Origin of the sequence: Pseudoalteromonas sp. UCD-33C, assembly GCF_001306895.1 — a bacterium.
Classification (GTDB): Bacteria; Pseudomonadota; Gammaproteobacteria; order Enterobacterales; family Alteromonadaceae; genus Pseudoalteromonas.
In genome coordinates, this window is record NZ_LJTB01000003.1 from 167,239 (window position 1) to 191,167 (window position 23,929).

The 23,929-nt window shown below is 41.1% G+C and carries 21 protein-coding genes and 1 pseudogene; 10 read left to right on the top strand and 12 right to left on the bottom strand.

Going from position 1 to position 23,929, the window contains the following annotated elements; all coding sequences use genetic code 11:
* From AOG26_RS08830 to AOG26_RS08845, 4 genes and pseudogenes are all read left to right on the top strand, one after another.
* Complete coding sequence (locus AOG26_RS08830) at positions 1-1,878, top strand: vWA domain-containing protein (RefSeq protein WP_054562141.1); 1,878 nt, start codon at positions 1-3, stop codon at positions 1,876-1,878.
* Positions 1,872-3,521, top strand: coding sequence for a BatD family protein (locus AOG26_RS08835; RefSeq protein WP_054562142.1), 1,650 nt, complete (start codon positions 1,872-1,874; stop codon positions 3,519-3,521). Before AOG26_RS08830 ends, AOG26_RS08835 begins: the two co-directional genes overlap by 7 nt.
* A gap of 66 nt (positions 3,522-3,587) precedes the next feature.
* A pseudogene (locus AOG26_RS08840) lies at positions 3,588-4,136 on the top strand (sigma-70 family RNA polymerase sigma factor); the annotation flags it as partial.
* Positions 4,136-4,885, top strand: a complete 750-nt coding sequence (locus AOG26_RS08845; protein WP_054562144.1) for a DUF3379 family protein — start codon at positions 4,136-4,138, stop codon at positions 4,883-4,885. The pseudogene AOG26_RS08840 and the gene AOG26_RS08845, both read left to right, overlap by 1 nt.
* Before the next feature lie 77 nt (positions 4,886-4,962).
* On the opposite strand, the gene AOG26_RS08850 is transcribed toward AOG26_RS08845, so the two are convergent.
* The 4 genes from AOG26_RS08850 to AOG26_RS08865 all read right to left on the bottom strand — a co-directional run bounded on the left by AOG26_RS08850 (position 4,963) and on the right by AOG26_RS08865 (position 8,907).
* Positions 4,963-6,153 carry an amino acid aminotransferase gene (locus AOG26_RS08850; protein ID WP_054562145.1) on the bottom strand — a complete coding sequence of 397 codons (1,191 nt, stop codon included), beginning with the start codon at positions 6,151-6,153 and terminating at the stop codon, positions 4,963-4,965.
* A gap of 73 nt (positions 6,154-6,226) precedes the next feature.
* Entirely contained in the window at positions 6,227-6,886 is a 660-nt protein-coding gene (locus AOG26_RS08855; protein WP_054562146.1) for a GAF domain-containing protein, read from the bottom strand.
* Positions 6,887-6,931: 45 nt separating this feature from the next.
* A complete protein-coding gene (locus tag AOG26_RS08860) occupies positions 6,932-8,602 on the bottom strand; it encodes an ATP-binding SpoIIE family protein phosphatase (RefSeq protein WP_054562147.1) in 1,671 nt (556 codons plus the stop codon).
* On the bottom strand, positions 8,602-8,907 hold the full coding sequence (locus AOG26_RS08865) for an STAS domain-containing protein (RefSeq protein ID WP_054562148.1): 306 nt from the start codon (positions 8,905-8,907) through the stop codon (positions 8,602-8,604). The genes AOG26_RS08860 and AOG26_RS08865 overlap by 1 nt, the downstream gene beginning before the upstream one ends.
* Positions 8,908-9,040: 133 nt before the next feature.
* Here AOG26_RS08865 and AOG26_RS08870 point away from each other — a divergent pair, with 133 nt between their 5' ends.
* The gene (locus AOG26_RS08870) at positions 9,041-9,370 is read left to right on the top strand and encodes a translation initiation factor (RefSeq protein ID WP_054562149.1); all 330 of its coding nucleotides are present in this window, start codon (positions 9,041-9,043) and stop codon (positions 9,368-9,370) included.
* A gap of 30 nt (positions 9,371-9,400) precedes the next feature.
* Here the strand turns inward: AOG26_RS08870 and AOG26_RS08875 are convergent, their stop codons facing one another.
* Positions 9,401-12,400 (bottom strand): bifunctional diguanylate cyclase/phosphodiesterase, encoded by a 3,000-nt coding sequence (locus AOG26_RS08875; RefSeq protein ID WP_152966949.1) that lies wholly within the window; start codon positions 12,398-12,400, stop codon positions 9,401-9,403.
* Positions 12,401-12,734: 334 nt separating this feature from the next.
* On the opposite strand from AOG26_RS08875, the gene AOG26_RS08880 reads away from it, so the two are divergent.
* The 3 genes from AOG26_RS08880 (at position 12,735) to AOG26_RS08890 (ending at position 14,836) form a co-directional block, all read left to right on the top strand.
* Positions 12,735-13,886, top strand: a complete 1,152-nt coding sequence (locus AOG26_RS08880; RefSeq protein WP_054562150.1) for a chorismate mutase — start codon at positions 12,735-12,737, stop codon at positions 13,884-13,886.
* A 129-nt stretch (positions 13,887-14,015) separates the two neighbouring features.
* Positions 14,016-14,534, top strand: coding sequence for a disulfide bond formation protein DsbB (dsbB, locus tag AOG26_RS08885; RefSeq protein ID WP_054562151.1), 519 nt, complete (start codon positions 14,016-14,018; stop codon positions 14,532-14,534).
* Positions 14,534-14,836 (top strand): DUF6170 family protein, encoded by a 303-nt coding sequence (locus AOG26_RS08890; RefSeq protein ID WP_054562152.1) that lies wholly within the window; start codon positions 14,534-14,536, stop codon positions 14,834-14,836. The genes dsbB and AOG26_RS08890 overlap by 1 nt, the downstream gene beginning before the upstream one ends.
* A 28-nt stretch (positions 14,837-14,864) precedes the next feature.
* On the opposite strand, the gene AOG26_RS08895 is transcribed toward AOG26_RS08890, so the two are convergent.
* Positions 14,865-15,158, bottom strand: coding sequence for a ComEA family DNA-binding protein (locus AOG26_RS08895; protein WP_054562153.1), 294 nt, complete (start codon positions 15,156-15,158; stop codon positions 14,865-14,867).
* Between the two features lie 246 nt (positions 15,159-15,404).
* Here AOG26_RS08895 and AOG26_RS08900 point away from each other — a divergent pair, with 246 nt between their 5' ends.
* Positions 15,405-15,707 (top strand): YebG family protein, encoded by a 303-nt coding sequence (locus AOG26_RS08900; protein ID WP_054553324.1) that lies wholly within the window; start codon positions 15,405-15,407, stop codon positions 15,705-15,707.
* A 62-nt stretch (positions 15,708-15,769) separates the two neighbouring features.
* Here AOG26_RS08900 and putP read toward each other — a convergent pair whose 3' ends face one another.
* Positions 15,770-17,281, bottom strand: coding sequence for a sodium/proline symporter PutP (putP, locus tag AOG26_RS08905; protein WP_054562154.1), 1,512 nt, complete (start codon positions 17,279-17,281; stop codon positions 15,770-15,772).
* Positions 17,282-17,652: 371 nt separating this feature from the next.
* Between putP and AOG26_RS08910 the strand changes: the two genes are divergently transcribed.
* Positions 17,653-18,876: an EAL and HDOD domain-containing protein gene (locus AOG26_RS08910; protein ID WP_054562155.1), complete on the top strand. Its 1,224-nt coding sequence runs from the start codon at positions 17,653-17,655 to the stop codon at positions 18,874-18,876.
* Positions 18,877-18,941: 65 nt separating this feature from the next.
* Here AOG26_RS08910 and AOG26_RS08915 read toward each other — a convergent pair whose 3' ends face one another.
* Genes AOG26_RS08915 through AOG26_RS08935 form a run of 5 tightly spaced genes read right to left on the bottom strand, consistent with a single transcriptional unit; the run spans position 18,942 to position 23,928 of the window.
* Positions 18,942-19,673, bottom strand: coding sequence for an MlaA family lipoprotein (locus tag AOG26_RS08915; protein WP_054562156.1), 732 nt, complete (start codon positions 19,671-19,673; stop codon positions 18,942-18,944).
* A gap of 9 nt (positions 19,674-19,682) precedes the next feature.
* Positions 19,683-20,945: a c-type cytochrome biogenesis protein CcmI gene (gene ccmI, locus AOG26_RS08920; RefSeq protein WP_054562157.1), complete on the bottom strand. Its 1,263-nt coding sequence runs from the start codon at positions 20,943-20,945 to the stop codon at positions 19,683-19,685.
* Positions 20,946-21,407: a cytochrome c-type biogenesis protein gene (locus AOG26_RS08925; protein WP_054562158.1), complete on the bottom strand. Its 462-nt coding sequence runs from the start codon at positions 21,405-21,407 to the stop codon at positions 20,946-20,948. It abuts the gene before it with no gap.
* Positions 21,407-21,976, bottom strand: a complete 570-nt coding sequence (locus AOG26_RS08930; RefSeq protein WP_054562159.1) for a DsbE family thiol:disulfide interchange protein — start codon at positions 21,974-21,976, stop codon at positions 21,407-21,409. The genes AOG26_RS08925 and AOG26_RS08930 overlap by 1 nt, the downstream gene beginning before the upstream one ends.
* Positions 21,973-23,928 (bottom strand): heme lyase CcmF/NrfE family subunit, encoded by a 1,956-nt coding sequence (locus AOG26_RS08935; RefSeq protein WP_054562160.1) that lies wholly within the window; start codon positions 23,926-23,928, stop codon positions 21,973-21,975. The genes AOG26_RS08930 and AOG26_RS08935 overlap by 4 nt, the downstream gene beginning before the upstream one ends.
* Between the last annotated feature and the right edge of the window lies 1 nt (position 23,929).

A 23,929-nucleotide genomic window follows, 5' to 3' on the forward strand; every position in this document is an offset into this window, starting at 1 on the left:
ATGGATTTTGAATTTATTCGCCCTGCCCTACTTTGGTTATTAATCCCCGCGCTGATTATTTTTAGTGTGCTGTTGGTACGCAACAAAAAAAGCGCCCCCGCTGATTTAATTGCCCCCCATTTGGCACAATTTGTAATGAGCGATAACCATAAAAAACAAAGCCAACCGCTTTGGCTAGTTGCGGTGTTTATCCTGTTAGCCATCGTTTTTTCAGCAGGTCCAAGCTTTGAGAAAAAACAAGTTCCCGTGTTTCAAGCAAAGAATGCGCGGGTCATTGTGATGGATATGTCGTACTCCATGTTCAGTACCGACATCGCACCAAGCCGATTAGTGCAGGCTCGCTTTAAAGCACTTGATATGATTGAGCTTTTCAAAGAAGGTGATACGGCATTAGTGGCTTATGCAGGCTCTGCATTTACCATTTCGCCGCTAACCAATGACGCTAGCACTTTGGCTAACCTTATCCCAAGCCTAAGCCCTGATATCATGCCGAGCAAAGGTTCAAATGTTATTGAAGGCCTAGAAAAAGCCGACGACTTACTTAAACAAGCTGGCTATTTAGATGGTGATATTATTTTAGTCACCGATGGAGTTGATAGCCTAGATCAAGAAGATATTAGCCGCTTTACCGCTCAGTCTAATTATCGTTTAAATGTCTACGGAGTTGGCACAGAGCAAGGTGCGCCGATTAAGCTACCTGAAGGAGGCTTTTTAAAAGACATTCAAGGACAGATTGTGATTCCAACGCTTAATGTCAGCCGCTTAAGTTCGCTTGCACGCAACAGCGGTGGCAAATTTGCACTGTATCAAACCAGTAATCAAGATATTCAAACATTTGCCCCAACCGCAAATGCTGAAGTACTCAAAGATGAGAAGCAAAGCCAAGCGTTATGGCGTGTTGATGCAGGTATTTACGGCCTGATTATTTTATTGCCGTTAGCGCTCTTTTTAATTCGCCGTAGTAGCCTAGTAGTTGGCTTTTTGTTTGTTATGTTCCTACCTCAGCAACAGGTTTACGCCGCCGAATTACCTGAGGTGTTTAAAAACCAAGACCAACGTGCTCTTGATGCCTATCAGCAAAATCAATTTGAACAAGCCGCCCAAGCTGAAAACACACAACTTAAAGGCGCAGCTCTTTATCAGCAAGGTAATTACCAAGCGGCCATGGATGCGTTTAGTGAAGATAAATCCGCAACGGGTTTGTACAACTACGGTAATGCCCTTGCTAAGGCCGGTGAGCTAGAGCAAGCCATAGAAGCTTATAAGCAAGCCCAACAGCTTAAAAATGACTTCACTGAGGCAAAAGAAAACCAAGCCCTCGTAGAACAGTTATTGCAGCAGCAAGAGCAACAACAGCAGCAACAAGATCAACAGCAAAACAATGATCAACAAAACTCTGATGGTCAGCAAGATAACCAACAAAAGCAACAGGGTGAAAATTCACAGCAAGGTGAAAACTCTGAGCAGAGTGAGCAGCAAGATGGCCAACAACCACCAGAGCAAGGTGAGCAATCAGATCAAAAAGGTGAACAAAGCGAGTCTGAAAGTGACCAGCAAAACAAACCTGAAATGCAATCTGAAAAAGACACGTCGTCACAATCAGGAGAACAACAGCCAGAGCAAGCTCCCGAGCGACAAGATGCCCAGCCACAGCCTTCGCAAAGTGATGAACAAGCTAAACAGCAAGCAGAGCAACAAGCCATGCAGGCACAAGCTGCTGAACTGACTAATGAAGAGAAAGAGAAAGCCCAGCAACTTAACCAGCTGCTGCGCAAAGTTCCCGATGATCCTGCGATCTTATTAAGAAATAAAATGCAATTAGAAGCACAAAAACGAAACTATCAACGTCGTCCACGAGGAGCCGAAAAATCATGGTAATGCGATTATTATGTTGTTTATTGCTAATCGCGGCAGCGCCGCTTTGGGCTGCCACCCAGCTACAGGCAAGTGTTGATAAAAACCCTGTCCTTGCCGGTGAGTTTTTTGTTTTAACCATCTCAGCAGACGACTCTATTAACAGCGAACAACCAGACACTTCGGTGCTATTAAAAGACTTTGTTGTTGGGCCGACCAGTGTTAGCTCGCGCACTAATATTATTAATGGTGAAATCAGTAAGCAAACTAACTGGTCTGTAAAGCTGATGACCCGCAAAGAAGGCACTTATACCATCCCTGCATTTACTGTAGCTGGTGTCAGTTCAAAACCGATTGAGCTAACGGTAGCTAAGCGCAGTCAAACCTCAGAGCAAAATAAAGAAGCCTTCATTAAAACAAGCATCAAGCCAACTAGCTTATACGTGCAAGAAGCCGGTGTTTATACAGTTAAATTGTATTTAGACAACAACAAAGAATTGCTTGATGGCAACTTAACTACGCCAGAAATGGAAAACGCTGAGCTAACCCCAATTAACAAGCAATCTGAAGACTATGAGTTAATTGATGGCAAACGCTATTTAGTGATCACCCGTGAGTACTTAGTGCAGCCACAAAAAAGTGGCGTAAATACTATTACGGCACCTGTGTTCAACGGCCGTATTCGTCAAAACTATCGCCAAATGGCTGTGTCAGCGATGGGCGAAGATGTTGATGTTGTAATCAAGCCAATTCCAGATAACTACACAGGTGCATGGCTACCAAGTGAACTGGTTAACCTTGATGAGCAATGGCAACCAAAAGACGACACCGTTGAAGTTGGCACGCCAATCACTCGAACTATCACCTTAACCGCATTGGGGGTTACTAAAGAGCAACTTCCTGATATCGATATGCCGCAGGTGCAAGGTTTTAGAAGTTACCCTGATGAAAAAGAGAGTAACCACCTGGTACGTGATGGCCGCGTTATTTCACAGCAAACTGCTTCTTATGCTTTATTACCGCAAACACCGGGCACTTACACATTGCCTGAAATCAAGCTGCCTTGGTTTAATACTAAAATCAATCGTATTAGCTATGCGACCATACCTTCACGCACACTAACCGTTGTGCCAAGTACAAATCCACTCACACCAACAGCTCCAGCTATCGCAGAGCCGCAAACCGCAAGCTCTAATGAGCTGAGTGATACGCCAACTAATGTAGAAACCGTTACGCAAGTTACGACCCCTGTGTGGCTTATTATCGTGGCAATTGTCGGCTATGGACTTTGGTTAATCACCTTAGTGCTTTACATTAAAAAGCGCCCTCAACAGTCGACAGCTGAGCCATTACCTACCAGTGGTTCATCAGTATCGTTAAATGAGCTTAAGCAGTTTGCAAAGCAAAACAATAGCTCAGGGTTTTATAACGCATTGAACCTTTATGCAAAACAGCAAACAGGTAAAAATGCAGCCGCCATCGAGTGTTTACTAGCATCACTGAAAAACACACAACTTAATGATGAAATTGCTAAATTACGCACTAAACTTTATAGTTCAGCAGATGAACAGGTTGATTTAAGCTTAATCGTCAGTTTGCTAAGCCAAGCAACAAAGCACACTAAATCGACAAGTAATGATACTGAATTAAAAAATCTTTACGATTAACTATTAGAAAATAAACGGCTAATCTTGAATTAGCCGTTTTTTTAAGAAAAAAATAATAATCTCAGAAAGTTTTTTTCTGATAGGCAGGTCTTAGTTACTATGACAGAAAAACAAAAGCGATATGAAGCGCTGGTTCATGTCTACCACAGTGAGCTTTTTCGCTTTGCGTATTGGTTGTGTCGTGATCAGAACATTGCTGAAGACTTAGTGCAGGAAACCTTCCTGAGGTCTTGGCGTGCCTTGGATTCACTGCAAGATCAACAAGCAGTCAAACCTTGGCTGTTAACTATTTTGCGCCGCGAGAACGCACGCCGCTTTGAACGTAAACAATTTGATTACGCCGATGTTGAAAACGACACCCTTGTAGATGAACAAAGTACAACCCTTGATGCTGAAATGGAACAAACAGTGATTCAACGACAAATAGGAAAGTTATCACAAGAGTATCGAGAGCCATTGCTATTACAAGTAGTAATGGGTTGCTCTGGCGATGAAATCGCCCAGATCCTCGATTTAAATAAAAATACTGTCATGACACGACTTTTCCGTGCCAGAAACCAGCTTAAAGAGGCTTTAAGCAGTGATGATGATCAACTTAGAGGAGCATCAAATTAATGGATGAACTCGAGTTTCGCCGCCGCATCCTCGCCGAGCCAAGCACTATTGATAAGGAACTTGAAGCGTTTGCCGAGCAGGACACAGATAAACAGGCGTTTATTGATGATGTGCGCGCTTTAGATGATGAACTAAGTAATGCGCTTAACATCCCCGTGCCTGAAAATTTAGCAAAGCGAATTATTGATAATACCTATGCCGCAGAAAAAGCGCCTTCAGAGCAGCCGCTAGACACCATTATTGAGGCTAAGTCGCGCTTTGCCTTTAATCGCTTGTATTTAGCCGCTGCAGCGTCGTTTTTAGTAGCAATTAGTGTGTTCTTTGTCACTAACAAACAACATACGTTATACAGCGTGGGTGAGCATGCCTTTGCGCACCTATACCATGAGATAGGCTCGCTAGATAAACATGAAGCGATAGACCTTGCCTATGTGAACGAAAAGTTTGCCACCATTGGCGGACATTTAGATGAGCTACCAGGTAAAGTAACCTATTTAATGTTTTGTGACTTTCAAGGCAAAAAAGGTCTGCACTTGGTATTTGAGTCTGATTTTGGCCCGATGACGGTATTCATTGTGCCTTCTGACGAGCAACCATTTGGCACTGGCTCTGACGATTTCAATGATGAGCGTTTCGCTGGCCACATCAACCGTGGTGAGCGAGCGGATACTATCTTAATAGCGAGTATTGGCGCTCCACTTGATAGCTACAACAGTATGATCAATGACGCCATTCGCTGGCTGCATTAATACCTACTCGTAGTAACACATATTACAGGCATAAAAAAACCGCAGTCACTGCGGTTTTTTTATCGCTATAAAGCAGGTTACTTACAAACGTCTGCTACTGCATTTGCAAAGTAATCAATGTTTGCATCACTGATACCAGCAACGTTTACACGGCTAGAACCCACAATGTAGATAGAGTACTCTTTTTGTAAGCGCTCGATTTGCTCTTTATTAATACCTAGGAATGAGAACATACCATTTTGACGGTCAATAAATGAGAAGTCTTGCTCAATGCCTTTCGCAGCTAAGCTTTCTTTAATTAAAGTACGCAAACCATTAATGCGATTACGCATTTCATCAAGCTCGTCATGCCACATTTGCGTCAGCTCAGTGCTACCTAAAATCGTGCTAACAATATCAGCACCATGCGCAGGCGGCATTGAATAGATGCTACGTACAACACTTAATAATACAGAGTTAGAGATATCAGCAGTTGCTGCATCTTTAGCAATGATTGAACATGCACCGATACGCTCGCGGTATAAACCGAAGTTTTTCGAACAAGAAGAACAGATGATTAACTCATCTACCGCTGCTGCTAATTTACGAAGACCCGCTGCGTCTTCTTCAAGGCTTGAACCAAAACCTTGGTAAGCAATATCAACCAGTGGCGTGAAACCAACTTCAACAGCAAGATCAGCAACGATGCTCCATTGCTCAGCATTTAAATCCATACCGCTTGGGTTGTGACAACATGCGTGGAATAACACAACATCACCTTTAGGCACTTGCTTAAGGGTATTAATCATGTCATCAAATAAAAGGTCTTTATTTTCGTAATCGTAGTAAGGGTATTCTTTTACTGTTAAGCCCGCCGCTTCAAATAAGCTGATGTGGTTTGCCCACGTTGGCGTAGTTACCCATACAGTCGCATCTTTGTTGCAACGCTTGATGAATTCAGCTGCAACACGTAATGCACCTGTACCACCTGGTGCTTGTGCAGTGCGAACACGGTTAGCTAAAAGTGCTGGATGCTCACCCAGTAATAAGTTTTCCATTTTTTGACAGTAATCTAGGTTACCTGCCAAGCCAATATACGATTTACTGGTTTCGTTTTCTAAACGAAACGCTTCCGCTTTTTTAACCGCTTTTAATACAGGCGTATTGCCCTGCTCATCCTTATAAACACCTACACCCAAATCGATTTTCTTTGGGTTTGTATCTTGTTTAAAGGCCGCCATTAGGCCAAGAATAGGATCTGTTGGTAATGGTTTTAATTCTGAGAACATTGACTATCTCTTTTTATAGGGGTTAGCGTTGCCACTAGCTTAACATAAAAACCCAGCCTGATTACTAGTTAAATTAGACCAAGAGTTGAGGAATTTTAATACAACAAGCCACAAGTAATGCAAGGGTTTGCTGATCAAAGAAATCATTATTAAATGCTTCTGCATCTATAATACCTAAGCATTCATTTTTGTCTGATAATAATGGTAAACAAGTCTCAGCTTTCACCTTCGGGTCGCAAGTATAATACTCACCACCTTGTGCAAGGTAATCGGCTACGTTATTGATCACACGCCCTTGCTTAGAAAGTGCAACTTGAACATTGTTACTACCTTTAGCAAATGCTTCTGTTAGCGGGAATAATGGACGGCTCGGTGCACCATGATAAACCAGCTTTAATAACTGAGAACCTTCATTAGTCTCTGTCGCTTGATAAATACCAAACCAATCAACGTGAGTTTGGGCAACAACAAAATCGATAATTTGTTGAAGCTTAGCCAGTTTTTCAGTATTGGTAGCATCATCGGCAACATAATCATTTAATTTGAATGGTTCATCTTGTAAGTAGCCAAACAAGCTACACGCACCACCCTCGCCTAGCTCAGGAATTTGATACTCCCAACGCACTGCTGGTAAAGCTGACTCTGCAAGATAATGTTCAAGGTTTGATAATTGCTCAGCAACCAAATTTTCTGGTAATTTAAGCTGAGCTGTCGATAAGTAGTTAGAAATCATTTAGCCATCCAAACATCTATAATGCCAGAATGATAACATGCGATTTTAGTGTGAGCTAGTACTGCTTGCTGTTAATTGATAATAAATTTCGACTTGGTTGCCTGCACTATTGAAGGTCACTTTTGAAGCTACTTCCCCAAGCAAGCACAAGCCTCTACCATGCTCTCTTGCAAGGCTTTGTTGATTTGCCTGTTCTTTACTAAAACCATTTCCTGAGTCGCAAACAGTAAAATATAAAGCAAGTTCTTCTGGGCAATAACGAATATCAATAATGATTAAGGCATCGGTTAAATTTGCGAGGGCCTCTTCACGTTGTTGATAATAAATTAAAAAGCCATCTTCCTGATTTTTGACCTCTGAGTCGAGACCTAACACCCCATGATCTAAAGCGTTGTTATACGCTTCTGAGAGTATCAAAAAGATATTAGCGCGATGTGCATTTAACCCCGCTACTTTGCTTATTACATCAACAACTTCCAGCACCGGATCGGTACTTTTGATTTGCTTTGAGTTCAAGCTCAATGAAAAATTAAAAGGTAATGCGGATAGCGGCTCTGATTTTTGCTCAGGCTCGCGCATTGGTAAGCAATTTAATAATACGAGGCTCAAGTCGTCTTGTTGTTTACTACCACGGGCAAATTTATTGACTCGTTCAAGTACTTGCTCAGTAGAAATAGCAGGTTTTGAGGCTAGCACTTTTTTAAAGCGATGCTCACCAAAGTACTCGTCATGTGGACTAGTCGTTTCAATGATACCATCGGTTGCCATGACAATACGGCATGTGTCTTCTACTTCAATGTGAATAAGTGCACGTTCGAATTCATCTTCTTCTAAAATACCCAGTGCCATGTGTTGAGATTCAAGGGTACGAATAACTTCACCGCTTTGATTGATGATATAGGTATCGGGTAAGCCCCCTAGCCATGCCGAGATACTTTTTCCGGTACTGCTAAGCTCTATGATGGTTGCAGCACAAAACATGTGGCCTGGTAATAACTTACCTAATACTGAATTGATTTCTGCGGCAATATCACTCACAGACATGCCCTTACTCACCATGGTATAAAATACTCTTGAAGCAGGGAGAGCTCCGACTGCAGCGGCTAAACCATGACCAGTAAAATCACCAAGCATGCAATATAAGCTACCTAATGGGCTTTGTGCGATCAAAAACATATCGCCATTAAACATAGCCGCAGGCGATAAATGAAAATCTAAATGCTTAGGAAAAGATTGTTGGTTCTCAAGAGCATTATTAAAAATATGTTCGACAATTTCATGTTCACGCTCAACTTGATTTTGATGATATTCAAGTTGTAGATTTTGCTCTCTTGCCTTTTGGCTTAAATTACGGATCCGGCTATGCGCTTTAATTTTCGCGTTAAGAATCACTTCTTGAAACGGCTTATGTAAAAAGTCATCGCCGCCAACCGCTAAGCAACGCTCAAAACTCGCTTCGTCTTCTAAAGAGGTAATAAAAATAATCGGCAAATAGACTTGGCTAAAGCGCTCTTTGATAATAGCAGCGGTTTCAAAGCCGTCCATCACAGGCATAATGACATCGAGTAACACAATATCAATGGTGTGTTCTTCGAGCAGGTTTAAAGCAACAAGACCGTTTTCAGCGCTATAAACACGGTAGCCCTGCTGCTCTAACATCACGGTTAATAAGCGACGATTTAAGGCAAGATCGTCTACAACCAGAATATTAAGCATCAATCAATATCGAACTTTTTATCAAAACGTGATATTTGCAGGATTTTTTTCAGTTGCGGTTGGCAGTTACTAATTTGAATTGTTTCAACTTTGCCTGTTAGGTTTTTTTTCATGTTCAGCAACATACCTAACGCTGAGCTGTCCATGTAATCTGTTTCTCTGAGATCTATAACCACTTTATCGATATTGTCGTTGAGATCGGCGTACGCCTGACGAAAAGATTGCACCAAATTAAAATCAAATTTTCCTTTGATTTGTACGGTTAATATAGCGCCATCAGCAGAAGTGCTGCGCGTTAAACTCATAATAAACTCCTAATAAACAAATCTTTCCTGATACTTAACTAAATATAACCGCTTAAAACAAATAAGCCAAAAATTAAAACACTTAGGATGAAATTTGTTATCATTTAGCCAAGCTTTTATAACGAGATCTACCATGAGCGATAATAATCTAGTTTATTCAACTGCTACGGGTCGCATTGAGCAACCTAAAGAAAGTAAACCAAGCCAAGGTAAAATTTTTAAAGACGGTTTTTTACGCATTGAACGTCAAACTAAAGGGCGCAAAGGTAAAGGCGTGATGTTAGTTGTTGGTATCGACAGCGAGCAGCATGACTTAAAAAAATTAGCCAAAACCATTAAAAGTAAAATGGGCCAAGGCGGTGCAGTAAAAGACGGTATCATCGAAGTACAAGGTGATGACAGAGATAAGCTAAAAGCGATTCTCGAAGGACTAAAATTTAAAGTTAAAATTGCAGGGGGCTAATCACCCCCCTTATTTTTTGATTTCTGTATTTTATGAATTCAATGAGTTGAGCTGTTCATAAAGTGTTGGCAACTCTTCTTCTGGGATAGGCTTACTATAGTAGTAACCTTGCACAATATAACAGTTGTTGTTTTGTAAAAACTCAATCTGTTCAATGGTTTCCACCCCTTCAGCAACAACATTAAGCTTCAACTTTTGCGCCATTGCAATGATCGCAGCGGTTATTTCCATATCATTACTATCTTGTGGAATATCTTTCACAAACGAGCGATCAACCTTCAAAATATCGACAGGGAAACGTTTAAGGTAACTCAGTGAAGAGTAGCCTGTACCAAAGTCATCGATTGAAATTGACACGCCCAAAGCTTTTAGCTGATGCAGTTGTAGAATAGCTGCTTCAACATGCCCCATCAGCATACTTTCTGTTAGCTCAAGGTGTAAGCGTTTAGGCTCAACTCCTGTTTGTTTGATGATCTTATCCAGTGTCGACACTAAATTCGCATCTTTAAACTGACGTGCCGATAAATTAATTGAAATATTATTCTTTAAATCTTGGCTAGCTAAACGCGCTGCAAATTCACACGCCTCTTGCAGTATCCACGCACCTAACTCAACAATTAAGCCCGTTGCCTCAGCAATAGGAATAAACTTGGTCGGTGGGATCATCCCTTCTCTAGGGTGGAACCAGCGAATAAGTGCTTCGTAGCCAACCACTTGGTTATTTCTACAATCAACTTGTGGTTGATAATAAACTCTAAACTGCCCTTCGCGAATACCAGTACGAAGCTCATTTTCAATAAATAAGCGTTCGTTTGCTGCCGCATTAAGCTCTTGGCTATAGAAGTGGAAAGTATTACGTCCTTTCGCTTTTGCTTCATACATCGCAAGGTCGGCATGTTTAAGTAACTGATCTTCTTCTTGGCTATCAAATGGTGCCATTGTGATACCAATACTGGCACTGATGATCACTTCATTGTTACCTAATTTGATTGGCTCATTAAGCGTGCGCTGAATCGTATTGGCCACTTCCATGGCATGTGTTTGGTGCTCAATACCACTTAATAATACCGCGAATTCATCACCACCTAAACGCGCTATTGTATCTTCCGTACGCAAACGCTTTTTCAAACGGTTAGCCACTTCTACTAATAACTGATCCCCAGCATCATGCCCTAGTGTATCGTTGATACGTTTAAATTCATCTAAGTCAAAATAGAATAAGGCAAATGCATAATGACCACGTTCAGCCAGTGCCATTGATTTACGCAGCTGCATTCTGAAGAAAGTACGGTTAGCAAGCCCCGTTAAGGTATCAAAGTAAGCCAATTGCTCCATCTTACGCTGGCTTTCTTTTACAAACGAAATATCTTGAGCTGATGCCACGTAACTTGTGATCTCACCACCATCTTCACGAATTGGTGAAATACTTAACGAAACCCAAACTGATTGGCGTTCATTCCCTTGTAATAAGGTATCCCCGCGCCAATAATTACGGCTACGCAAATCGATATCAATATCATCGACTAAAATCGCCATTTCTTGTGAAATGATATTCAGCAGCGGCGAGCCAATAAAGTGACGCTCCTCAAAACCGGTCATTTCAACCATTTTCGGATTCACGTATTTGATCTCAAAGTCTTGATTGGTGATCACCACACCGGTACCAGAGAAAGCCACAGCTTTAGATAAACGATTCGCCGCTTTTTCAGCTATTTCTTTTTCACTAATGCGCTGGTTTAAACCATCGATCAACTTACGAATTTCAATAGCCATGTCTCTAAACGAGCCATTTAGCGTGCCAATTTCATCTTTATTAGCCTTTGGAAACTCAGTTTGTAATTGCCCTTTGCCAAAACTAACTACCGCATTAACTAACGAGTGAATGCGACGCAGTACTAGTTGATAAAGTGCTTGATGCAATAATAAGGCAACTAAAATAGCGTACAAGATAAACAAGCCGAAGAATTTTACTTTTAACTCTTCAAGCGCAGAAAGTGCAGACGAGCGCTTTTTATAAATTCCAATATACCAGTTTAGGTTCTCGACTTTACGAATATTGATAATATGTGTTTCACCATCTTGTACGAATGAATTTGCCGACTCAGGTAACTTTAAACGAATGGTTTCAGACACTAGTTTTTGCAGATCAGGGTTTACAAAATCTTCGGTGAGTAATTTTTTACCTTCACGACCATATTGCTCAAGCGTGGTTTTATCTAAATCAGGGTGAGCTAACAGCTGACCTTTTGCATCAAACACTAACAGATGCTGCTCACGGTCACCGATAGGCAACTGTGCCAATAAGGTCTCAAGCGCGATATCACTGCCCGTGACACCAAAAAATTCGTTATCAAGGTAGATTGGCACAAGCACACTCACCACCCACTTATGCCATATAGTGTCGTAATACACTTTTGACCACACCGCTTCTCGGCTTGGGTTAGTTGCTGCCTGAGCGTAATTGAAGGTTTCGCCTTTAGTAAAATCAAAACTACCAGGTACATTGAGTGCCCAGTTAGGTGGTGCGATACGAATAAAGTTGTCTTTGGTGACAAGGTAAAAATTAAAGAAATCTTGAATTAAGGTCGGTGAAACGATTTTCCATAGCGATTCAGAATCGTTTATAAGCTGTTTATAAAATTCAGAATATTTATCTTGAGGGAGAAACGCAGCCGATAAGCCATCTTCTGAGGTACTACGGATACTGCCATCGAGGGCAAATTTGAGTTCTGCGCTGCGTTTACTTTGTAAATGCGATTCGTTGTGAAGGAGCTGGCTGCTTACGACGTTATTAGCCTGCTCAGCAATATTGATTTTGGTTTTGATCAAGCGGTTAAATTGACGACTCAAGCGTTCACTAGAGTGCTTTAAAAGTTCGTGCTCTTCAAACACAAGCTGTTTTTCTTCAGATTTAAGCATCAAAGCCGCAGCACATATACCTGCAATCAAACAAATCGCAGAAATCAGCAGCGACAATTTCATACTTAATGAATTTACACCAAAACGTGATGGCGGTCGTCGATACACCACAGGACTACCTTATTAATAATTGTTATTATTTATTGTGCAAAAACAAATATACCAGATTCATTTTTATATTTATAAATTTTTTATAAATATAAATGAATTTTCTGAGTAAACACCGATGTTTTCTAAATTAGCTGCGATAGGCAGTTGACTTTACATACAAGTGTTTTTACATTAGTTCAATGAAACAAATTATCTCTCGCACTTATTTTTCGTTTTTTAGCTTCTTTAGATAGAGGAGGCTTAACTGTTTGCGAGATAAATTCACCGAATAGCTAAAGCCTCCCACTTGGGAGGCTTTTTTGTTTGTGCACTGTTTTGGAATGAGGAAACCAACATGAGCATTGATACATTAAATGCGTTACGACACGATATTAATGAAATAGATTCCGACTTATTGGTGTTACTGGCTAAAAGACGCCGTATTAGCCACAGCGTAGTTGAATATAAAATTGCCAATAACAAACCAATTCGCGATGAAGCCCGCGAACAAGCATTACTCGAAAAGCTTATTAATTATGGTAAGTCGCTAGGTCTAGATGCGTACTACATCAATAATGTGTTCCAAACTATTCTTGAAGATTCTGTTTTGAATCAACAAGCAATGCTACAAAAGAATCTAAACCCTGAAGCAATGAGCGAAAGTCATCGTGTTGCTTACTTAGGTGGTCAAGGCTCTTATAGCCAATTAGCCTGCCATAAATATTTTAGCCGTCGCCCAGGTAAGCTGATTGAGATGGGCTGTTCGAGCTTTGATCAAATCACTGGCAAAGTTGAAAGTGGCCAAGCTGATTTCGGCTTACTGCCAATTGAAAACACCAGCTCAGGTAGTATCAATGAAGTGTTCGATTTATTACAACATGCACAAGTATCAATTGTCGGTGAGGTCACTCACAGCGTTGAGCATTGTTTATTAGCAATGCCAGGTACTGAGCTTTCTCACATTAATAAAATCTTTGCTCACCCACAGCCTTTTGCTCAATGTAGCCGCTTCATTCAGGGTTTAGGTGATATTCAACATGAAACCTGTGACTCAACCTTCCATGCATTACAATCAGCGGTTGAAACTACAAACAGCGCCGCTATCGGCTCAGCACAAGCAGGTAAAAATGTAGGGTTAGAAGTCGTTAAATCAGGCCTTGCAAACCAAAGCGAAAACCATAGCCGCTTCATTGTCGTCGCGCGTAACCCGTTGCAAGTATCTAAGCAAATTCCAACAAAAACCAGTTTGATTATGGCGACCAAACAACAAGCGGGTTCATTGGCTGATGCCTTGATGATTTTTAAACAACATCAAATTAACCTAGTAAAATTGGAATCTCGCCCAGTACCTGGAAACCCATGGGAAGAGGTGTTTTATGTTGACCTTGAAGCAAACCTTGATGACTTACATGTTAAGCAAGCGCTTGAAGAGCTAAAAGAACACACCCAATACACCCGTGTATTAGGCTGCTATCAAAGTGAGTCTTTGCAAGCTGTTAGTGTGTAACAGCCAGCCTAGATATGATTAATAAAAAGGAGCCAGTCGGCTCCTTTTTCGTATAATTTCATCTTAGATACTTGCACCTACTGCCCTGTCTAAGCATAATCTTGAAAACAATTTGAAATTGGAACTTTCATGAATTGGTTAGCAGAATTAGCAACTAAAAGAACACCTTGGTTATTATTAGCCGTTATTTCACTCGCATTTGAAATCACTGCGTTATTTTTTCAATACAACATGGGCCTTGAGCCATGCATCATGTGTATATATCAACGTACTGCTGTTTTAGGCTTACTTGCAGCGGGTGTGATTGGTGCAATTAACCCACAAAATATGGTTGTTCGCTTAGTCGCATTTGCCACTTGGGGTGTCTCTGCAATTTGGGGTTACTTTATTGCCAAAGAACACATTGCAATGCAAAACAATACTGACCCTTTTGCATTTAGCTGTGCATTTGAACCTAACTTCCCAAGTTTTATGCCTTTGCATGAATGGATCCCTAGCTTCTTTGCCGCTACTGGTGATTGCGGAAATATCGATTGGCAGTTTGCTTCTATGAGTATGCCAGCATGGATGGAAGTGATTTTTGCAGCATTTTCAGTGGTATTTGTGGCTGTTTTAGTTAGCCGATTAGTGAGCAAAAAGTCGCTATAATGATTTATTTTTTTACTAGCCAAATCCCTGCTTTAAAAAGCTTTAAAGTAAGGCAACGCCAGCAAATTATTGCCCTTGCTTTGGCTCATTTAAGCTCAAGCAAAAAGATCATTTTATCAGTATGTAAGCTTGCCTTTTTAGCACCATTATTTTTAGGCTTGGCCTACTTTGAAGGCTGGATGCTTATTCCTTGGTTATTGTTAGCGGGCTTAAGTTACCCACTCATCACAACACCTATCGAAAACATGTTCGCATTAGCGCATTTAGACAAAGCTATCGATGAATTTAAACAGGGCGAATAACGCCCTGTTTAGGTATATAGCCCGCTATTTATAATGTAATTTTCCCCTCAAGTTTAGCAAATAGCTTATCGCCAATTCCTTTTACTTCTTTTAATTGCTCTACCGACTTAAACGGACCTTGCTTTTTACGGTGCTCAACAATCGCTTTGGCTTTTGACTCTCCAATACCCGGTAATTGAGTAAGTTGATCTATGCTAGCTTTGTTTATACTGAGCTTTTGCATTTTAACTTGTGTTGCTTCGGTTGGTTTAACGGCGAATGCCGATGTAGCAGGTAGTAACGCAATGCTTGTGGCAAGTAAAATACTTGATAGTAATTTCATAATTTCCTCCATGATGTCCATCTTGGACAGGTAGTTAGCTATTACCCAACACTCACTCCATCGCTTGTGTTTAACTTTGGGTAACAATTTAAATAAAGCTAATGTCCCTATTATTGTCAAATTTGCTGAATAAAATTTTTCTCAAGTTACTTGCAAAGTAAGCCCCGAAGCATTACTGTATATAAAAACAGTAATCAAAGTGGCGGTATTACGCTGCAAATGCCACGCTTAAATGCAGGAGAAATCATGGCTGTTGTTGTTAAATATGTTGTAGAAAGAAACGGAGTCGAGCGCATGACGTTTACTACTAAGAAAGAAGCTGATGCGTATGACAAAATGCTCGACATTGCTGAGTCATTAGAACTAATGCTTGAAAAAGTTGATGTACCATTAAGCGAGCAACAAATTGAGTCACTGGCGCTTGAAATGGCAAAAGAAAAAGACCAATTTATGGCGGTACTTAAAGGTGCAAAAGACGCCCCAGCTAAGCCTAAAAAAGCAAAGTCAGACGACAACGTTGCTGATATAAAAGAAAAAGCGGCAAGCTAAACGCAAATTTAGATCATAAAAAAGGGCAACAGATGTTGCCCTTTTTTGTGTTGAATCAAAAACTACAGTGACGACTCAACTTCATCAAATAAGTCTGTAATTTCTTTTTTCGGCTCAGCAGTTGTAAGGCTAACAACAACAATAGCAATTGTTGATAAAATAAAGCCTGGGACAATCTCATAAATGATTGCACTTAATGCTTGGCCATCAATTGTAATTGGCGCGTAAATCCAAAATAGTACTGTTGCAGCACCAACAACCATACCACTAATAGCGCCTTGTAAGTTCATGCGCTTCCAGTAAAGGCTCAGTAATACGAGTGGACCAAATGCAGCACCAAAACCTGCCCATGCATTACTCACTAAATCTAAGATAGAGCTATCGCGGTCATAGGCTAAGTAAATAGCAAATAGAGCCACCAAAATAACACTAATACGACCTACTAAAACCAGCTCTTTTTGAGATGCACTACGGTTTAAGTAAATCTTATAAAAATCTTCGGTTAGTGAGCTTGAACAAACTAATAACTGTGATGAAATAGTACTCATAATCGCCGCTAAAATAGCTGCCAATAAGAAGCCAGCAATTAAAGGATGGAAGATAAGCTCAGACAACACTAGGAAAATCGTTTCTTTATCATCAATTGGCATTTGGTTTTCAAGCATATAAGCAGCACCAAATAGACCTGTTAGCACAGCACCAATAGCTGAAAGCGTCATCCACGACATACCCACACGGCGCATAGTCGGCATATCTTTCACAGAGCGCACAGACATAAAACGCACAATAATATGTGGTTGACCAAAATAACCAAGGCCCCATGCCATTGCAGAAATAATCGCTATCGTTGAACCACCTGCAAACCAATCCATCATATTAAGTGCATGAATTTCTGATTCTTTTGGTGAGCTTAATAATAAGTCATAGCGTGCATTTGCAAGTGTATCCATAACTGGCTGATCAAGCATGGTAAACGTTGCAATTGGCACAGCCAGCAACGAGATAAACATGATACAGCCTTGTACAAAGTCAGTCAGGCTCACTGCTAAGAAGCCACCAAACAAGGTATATAACACGACGACACCGGTTGTGATGTACAGACCCATTTCGTAGCTCATATTAAATGAGTTTTCGAACAACTTGCCGCCTGCAACAACACCTGACGAGGTATACAAGGTGAAGAAAACAATGATTACAATCGCAGAGATCACACGCAGAATATTTTTATTATCATCAAAGCGGTTCGCGAAGTAATCTGGAATGGTGATTGAGTCATTCGCCTTTTCTGTGTAAACACGTAAACGAGGCGCGACTAGGAAGTAGTTAGCCCAAGCACCGAGTACTAAACCTATGGCAATCCAAACCTTGCTTAAACCAAACAAATACATTGCACCCGGTAGACCCATTAGCAGCCAACCACTCATGTCTGATGCGCCAGCTGAAAGCGCAGCAACACTTGGTGATAAATTACGACCACCTAGCATATAGCCTGATACATCGTCGGTAGATTGCTTATAAGCATACAGCCCAATCCCCAGCATGACGATGAAGTACATTGCTAACGAAATTATCATTCCTGTTTCCAAATTAGCCTCCAAAAGTTGTTTAATGTTGGCTTTTAATCCGAATAATGACTCGCAAGTTATTTAATTTTAAGACATTATTGGGGTAAAAACCGATATCACCCATGACTATAACATGCTTCCCCCCTTCAACTCCAATCAAGCAGTTCAATGACAGGGTTTACAATTTCAACCTTTTCATAACAAAAATATGATATTTAATCTCAAGTTATAGAATTCAATTGCAATTTATCCTAGTCTTAAGATCAGAATAAAATCAGTATTTATCCTCAAATACTCGCATTTAATTAATGCTATTTCAGGCACAATGACATATATTGCTGATGGATAAATGAATTAACCGAAGTGGACATGCCAGGACTATGTATTTTTACGCTGCACGCCAACCTATTTTAGATAAGGAAAAGAAACTTGTCGGCTACGAACTCCTTTTTAGGGATGGCGTAGATAACGTGTTTCCAGACATTGATGGCGATGAAGCAACATCACGACTCATTGAAGGTAGTCAGTTCAATTTTGGTTTAGAAGATTTAACGGATAACAAACCAGCTTACATTAATTTCACTTTAGAGACACTCCAAAAAGGCTACCCTTTATTACTGGGTAAAGAACAAGTCGTTGTCGAAATTCTTGAAACTATTCAACCAGGTAAACGTTTACTTGCTCTGGTTAAAGATTTAAAAGAGCGTGGTTACACACTGGCCCTTGATGATTACATTCATCAACCTGTCTGGCGTCATTTTTATCCGTATATCGATATGATCAAAATTGACTTTTTAACCACAGACAAAGAGTCGATTGAAGCGGTTATTGAAGCGATAAAACCTCACCCGCACATCAAGTTGCTTGCCGAAAAAGTCGAAACTTACGAGAAATACCAACTTGCCCTAGAAATGGGTTTTAGTTACTTTCAAGGCTTTTTCTTTTCAAAACCGGAGATGGTACAAAGTAAAACTTTGCCACCTTCTGAGATGGCTCTTGCCGAGCTCCTATACGAAACATCAAGTATTGATTTAAACCTTAGAAAAATCACTGAGGTGTTTGAACGTGACGTTAACTTATCTTATAAGCTATTACGCTATTCAAACTCCGCGGCATTTAAACGCCGTGCCGAAATCAGCACAATCAAGCAAGCGCTTATCGTATTAGGAAGCGAAGAAATTAAACGTTTCTTGTCGCTGTTATTTGCAGCTCAAGTATCTGCAGATAAACCTGCTGAACTGATCCGCCTGTCGCTAACCCGAGCACGGTTTGCTGAATTACTGGCAATTAGTCATGGTAAGTTACGCGATACAGGTATGGCTTTCTTAACAGGCATGATGTCATTAATGGATGCTATCTTAGATGAAGATATGCCAAGCGTTATGAATAAGTTACCGCTGACCAACGAAATTAAAGACGCTCTACTTAAAGATGAAGGCTTACTCGCTACCTATCTAAACCTTGTAAAATTCTATGAGCAAGCAAATTGGGAAAAAGCGAAAGAAATCCAACAACAGTTGGGCCTTAAGCCAGAAGAAGTCCCGGACGCTTACCACGACGCATTAAGTTGGTCTAATGACCAAATGAGTGTGTTTGGAGACTGATGAATATCAATCTATTAATGCTATAAAAAATGCCAGCAATTGCTGGCATTTTTATTTGAATAATCTTAAAGATTTTCTAAGAAGTCTTCGTCAAAATCATCCGTTTCTTTTTCAACTGGCGGATTACCATCATGTAGCTCATATAATTGACGCTGGAAGTAAATATCCTTCACGAAAATATATGGGTCTAACGACTCATTTAATAGGCTCTCTTGTGGCATTAATGAAGCACGGGCTTCAACCGCTTTAAGCGCAAACACCAAAATAGTCTGCGGTGTTGTTAACGTGATTTCAGGTAACACAAAGTTATCTACCACATCACCTGTTAGGTTTCGTGCTGTACTTGGCCCCATACCTGGGATCATCAAATAAGCGCCATCTCCTACACCCCATACACCTAAGGTTTGACCAAAGTCTTCATCGACAATTTCTAAACCCAGCGATGAAGCGACATCAAAAAAGCCGAGTAAACCTACCGTAGAGTTCACTAAAAAGCGCGCTAGGCTAATACCCATATTACCAGGTTTACCTTGCAGGCCAGCATTGACCATATCCGTTGGTGCGGTGATGTTATCGGTAAAATTAACAATGCTACGTCTTACCGGTGTTGGCGTGACAGTAACGTAGCCAACAGCTGCTGGGCGAAGAATATAAGCGTCAAGCACGTCCATATTAAAATCATACATAGGACGGTTAAACGACTGTAATGGGTCTCGCTCATCCGCTTTTTCTTCAGGTATTTGTGCGCATCCTGCAAGCACTACAAAAAAGATAAAAAATATACTGTGCCTAAACATCGGCTATCCTTAAGGTATTAACTCATTAATTAGCAAAGAATATTCTTTTACGTTTGCACGCTCTAAAACATCCGACTTGCCTTCCAACTCGCCGCTAGAAGTTACCACAGTTGCATCTTTTGATAAACGCGCAGTTAAAATAATTTTATCGACACTTGATAGGTTCAAGCCTTCTACCATGGCATTGCTATCACTCAACGTCACGGTTAGCGGAAAGCTATATTCGGTCATTTTTACCACAGCTAATGGCATTTGTGGACCACTGGCTGCTTTTGCAAAAACAAATAACGTGCCGTTTTGTGGCTGCGAATCTGCAAGTGCAGAGTCTAAATCAACCGTGATGCTAATTTCACTGTTTGAAGCTTCTGCGAGTTTTGTATTTGTAACTTGCTGCTCATTATTTAAATGGGCATCAATTTCAGCAATTCGCTCTGCAATCATGCTATAACGCGGGTCGTTTTGCTGCATACTTGCAAGCAGTACTTCAAACGCAGTTTTTGCTTGCAGCCAATCTTTACGCTCATAAGCAATTAGGGCTAGCAATGAGATAGCATCAATATTGGTCGGCTCTGCTTTTAACACTCTCGATAACATAGTCGCCGCACGAGACATATTCGCATCACTGCCTTCCATTAGCAGGACTTGCGAGTAGCTGATCAGCACTTGCTTGTTATCTGGGTTCATTTTAAGAACCTTATCAAATGACTGCATTGCCATATCAAATTCATTTAATGACATCGCAACACGACCTAGCAGCATCCACGCCACTTCATCATCACCACTTTGATCAAGCTTAGTACGCAATGCTAAAGCAAATGCTTGCAGCTCATTCGGTGTTAATGGCTCACCATCTTGCATTACGGCACGTTCACCATACGACTTAAGGTTTGCCATCGCGTCATGCCAGCCTTTAATTTGCTGCTGACTCCCCGTGTAACCGTAAAAGATAGCCGTTAAAACAATTAAAAAGCCAGCGCCAGTAAGGGCAAAAATACGGTTGTTACCTTTACTATTTAGCGCTTTTTCCGGAGACAGCTCATTGAGTAAACGACGCTTTTGCTCGTTAACTGACTCATCAAACATTTGTGCATCAATACGCTGGTTATCTAAGTCAGCTTTAAGCTCGTCTAAACGTTGATGATAAATTCGGATTAACTCCGAGTTTGCATTGTGATCAAGGCGTTGAATACGTTCGCGTTTAAAAAACGGAACGACAACAAATAGCAATGCAACCAGTGTGAGTAAAACAAAAGAAGCCCACATTAATGCCATCTAGCTTTGCTCCTGACGTTGATTTTGTTCAATTAACTTTGCAAGCAGTGCCTCGTCTTGCTCTGTCCATGTTTGTTTTACAGATGCCTTACGTTGGCGTAAAACAATAAAGCCAAAGCCAAGTACCACAATTAATACTGGCAATACCCATAACACTAAGGTTGCTGGTGTTACTGGTGGATCGTAATGTACGAAGTAACCGTAACGGTCAATCATATAATCGATGACTTCATCTTTGCTTTTGCCATCTTTTACCAGCGTTAACACTTTGTCACGTAAGTCTTTGGCTACAACGGCGTCTGAGTCAGCAATGTTCTGGTTTTGACATTTAGGGCAACGCAGCTCTTTGGTAAGTTCACTAAAGCGAACAGCTTGCTCTTTATCATCAAATTGATACTTGTCTTGCTCTGCAAATGCGCTAAACGTGATAAGCAAACTTGCTAAAAAAATCACGAGTCTCATTACTGTAACTCCTGCATTAACGGTGCGAATTTGGCTCGCCACACACGCGGATTAATATCGCCGGTATGGTGCAGCAAAATAGTGCCTTGTTTATCGACTAAAAAGGTCTCTGGTGCGCCAGACACACCTAAATCAAGGGCTAATGTGCGTTTTAAATCTAAGATATTAAATTGATATGGGTCGCCAGCACGATTAAGCATGCTAGTGACATCTTCGCGTAGTGCGTTAATATCAAACTGGCCATCAAAGTCAGGGTCGTAGCCTTGCTCGTAGTATAAGCCAACAATCTTAACGCCCTGCTCTCTAAGCTCGGTTAAATAGCCTAACTCAGCTAAACAGGTCGGGCACCATGTGCCCCACACATTAAGTAAGTAAACTTCACCTTTTAAATCTGCATCAGTCCAACGCTTTGACTCATCCATCAAATCTGGCAGGTTAAAAGCTGGCATAGCCTGCCCAATACGCCCTGTTTGCAGCTCACGCGGGTTAGCAAACAAACCTTGATATAAAAATACACACAGTAAAACGAAAACCAGTAAAGGTGCTAGTGCGAGTAGTTTACGGTTCATGCTGAAGCCTCCTGCTTAGTCGATTTTTGGCGATAACGTTTATCACCAAGTACTAAAAAGCCTGCCAGTGAAATCAAGATACCACCGAGCCACATCCAACGAACATAAGGCTTATGGTAAATACGTAACGACCACGCACCTTGGCTTAATTGCTCACCTAGCGCTAGATACAAGTCACGCGTAAAGCCTGCATCAACAGCCGCTTCAGTCATAAACTGCATACCAATGTCATAACGGCGTTTTTCAGCATGTAAAACGGTTACTTGTTTATCGTTTTTCAGCACAGTGACAACACCAGCATGGCCGCTATAGTTTGCGCCGCGGATAGACTTAACACCATCAAAACGATACTGGTATTCATTTAATGCCACAGTGTCACCCGGCTTCATTGAAACATCTCGCTCTACTGAATAAGCAGAGGTGAGCGTTACACCTGCAATCACGAACGCTAAACCAACGTGGCCTAAAACCATCGCCCAATAGCTTAGCCCTAAACGTTTAAAGCCTTCGCCTAAGGTTTTGTGAATAGTTACTTTTGCCGCTAAATCAACCAGTGTAGTAACAACAATCCATACCGCTAGCGCAGTTGCAATAAAGGTAATTGGCGCAATTACATCGTAACTTGAATATAACCACGCTGCCGTTGCAACGATACTAACTACAGCCGATAACGCAAACTTGTTTTGCAGCATCGACCACTTGTTTTGTTTCCAACGTAACAGCGGACCCATACCCATTAAAATGGCAAACGGTACCAGTAAAATAGCAAACATCTTATTGAAGAACGGCTCACCAATCGAAATGCTGCCTAAGCCAAGTTCTTTGTGGATCATTGGCAGTAATGTACCTAGCAATACAATCAGCGTTGCCACAACTAAGAAAATATTATTTAGCCAAAGCGCAACTTCACGTGAGGCAAACTTATAACGGCCTTCACTTTTCACCTGCGAAACACGCAGTGCATAAAGCGATAAACCACCACCAACTACAATGGCTAAGAAAGCTAAAATAAACATACCGCGGTTAGGATCTGAGGCAAAAGCATGCACAGATACAATGATACCCGAGCGAACAATAAAGGTACCCAGTAAGCTTAACGAGAATGCTGCAATAGCCAGTAATACGGTCCACGACTTAAATACACCACGCTTTTCGGTGGTTGATAATGAGTGCAGCAATGCGGTTGCCACAAGCCATGGCATTAATGATGCGTTTTCAACTGGATCCCAGAACCACCAGCCACCCCAGCCAAGTTCTGAATATGCCCACCAACTACCAATGGTAATACCGAGTGTTAAAAAGCCCCATGCTGTCATAGTCCAAGGACGAGACCACTTAGCCCAAGTATTATCAAGCTTACCTGTAAGTAACGCTGCAATAGCAAATGAGAACGACACAGATAAACCCACATAGCCCATATAGAGCAATGGCGGGTGAATAATCATACCTGGGTCTTGCAATAACGGATTTAAATCGCGACCTTCAACTGGGAAATACGGTAATAGGCGCTCAAATGGGCTCGACATTAATAAGGTGTACAGCATAAAGCCAACACCTAAAAAGCCTAATACACCCAGTACACGAGCACGTAATACCCAAGGTAATGATTGCGAACGCATAGCGACAACTGCTGTCCAACCCGCTTGCATTACTAACCAGAGTAAAATTGCCCCTTCATGACCACCCCATGTCGAGGTTATTTTGTAGTACCAAGGTAAGGTGCTACTTGAGTGATAAGCAACATACGAAACAGTAAAGTCGTCGGTTAAACTGGCATAAACAAGTGCAGCAAAAGACAAAAGTACAAATACGAATTGTCCAATTGCCAGTGATGGGGCTGCACGCATTAAACGTAAATTGCCGGTATGCGCGCCCCACAAAGGAAAAATACACAATAGAACACTGAGCACCATGGCCAGTGTTAAAGAAAAATAACCGAGTTCTGGGATCATA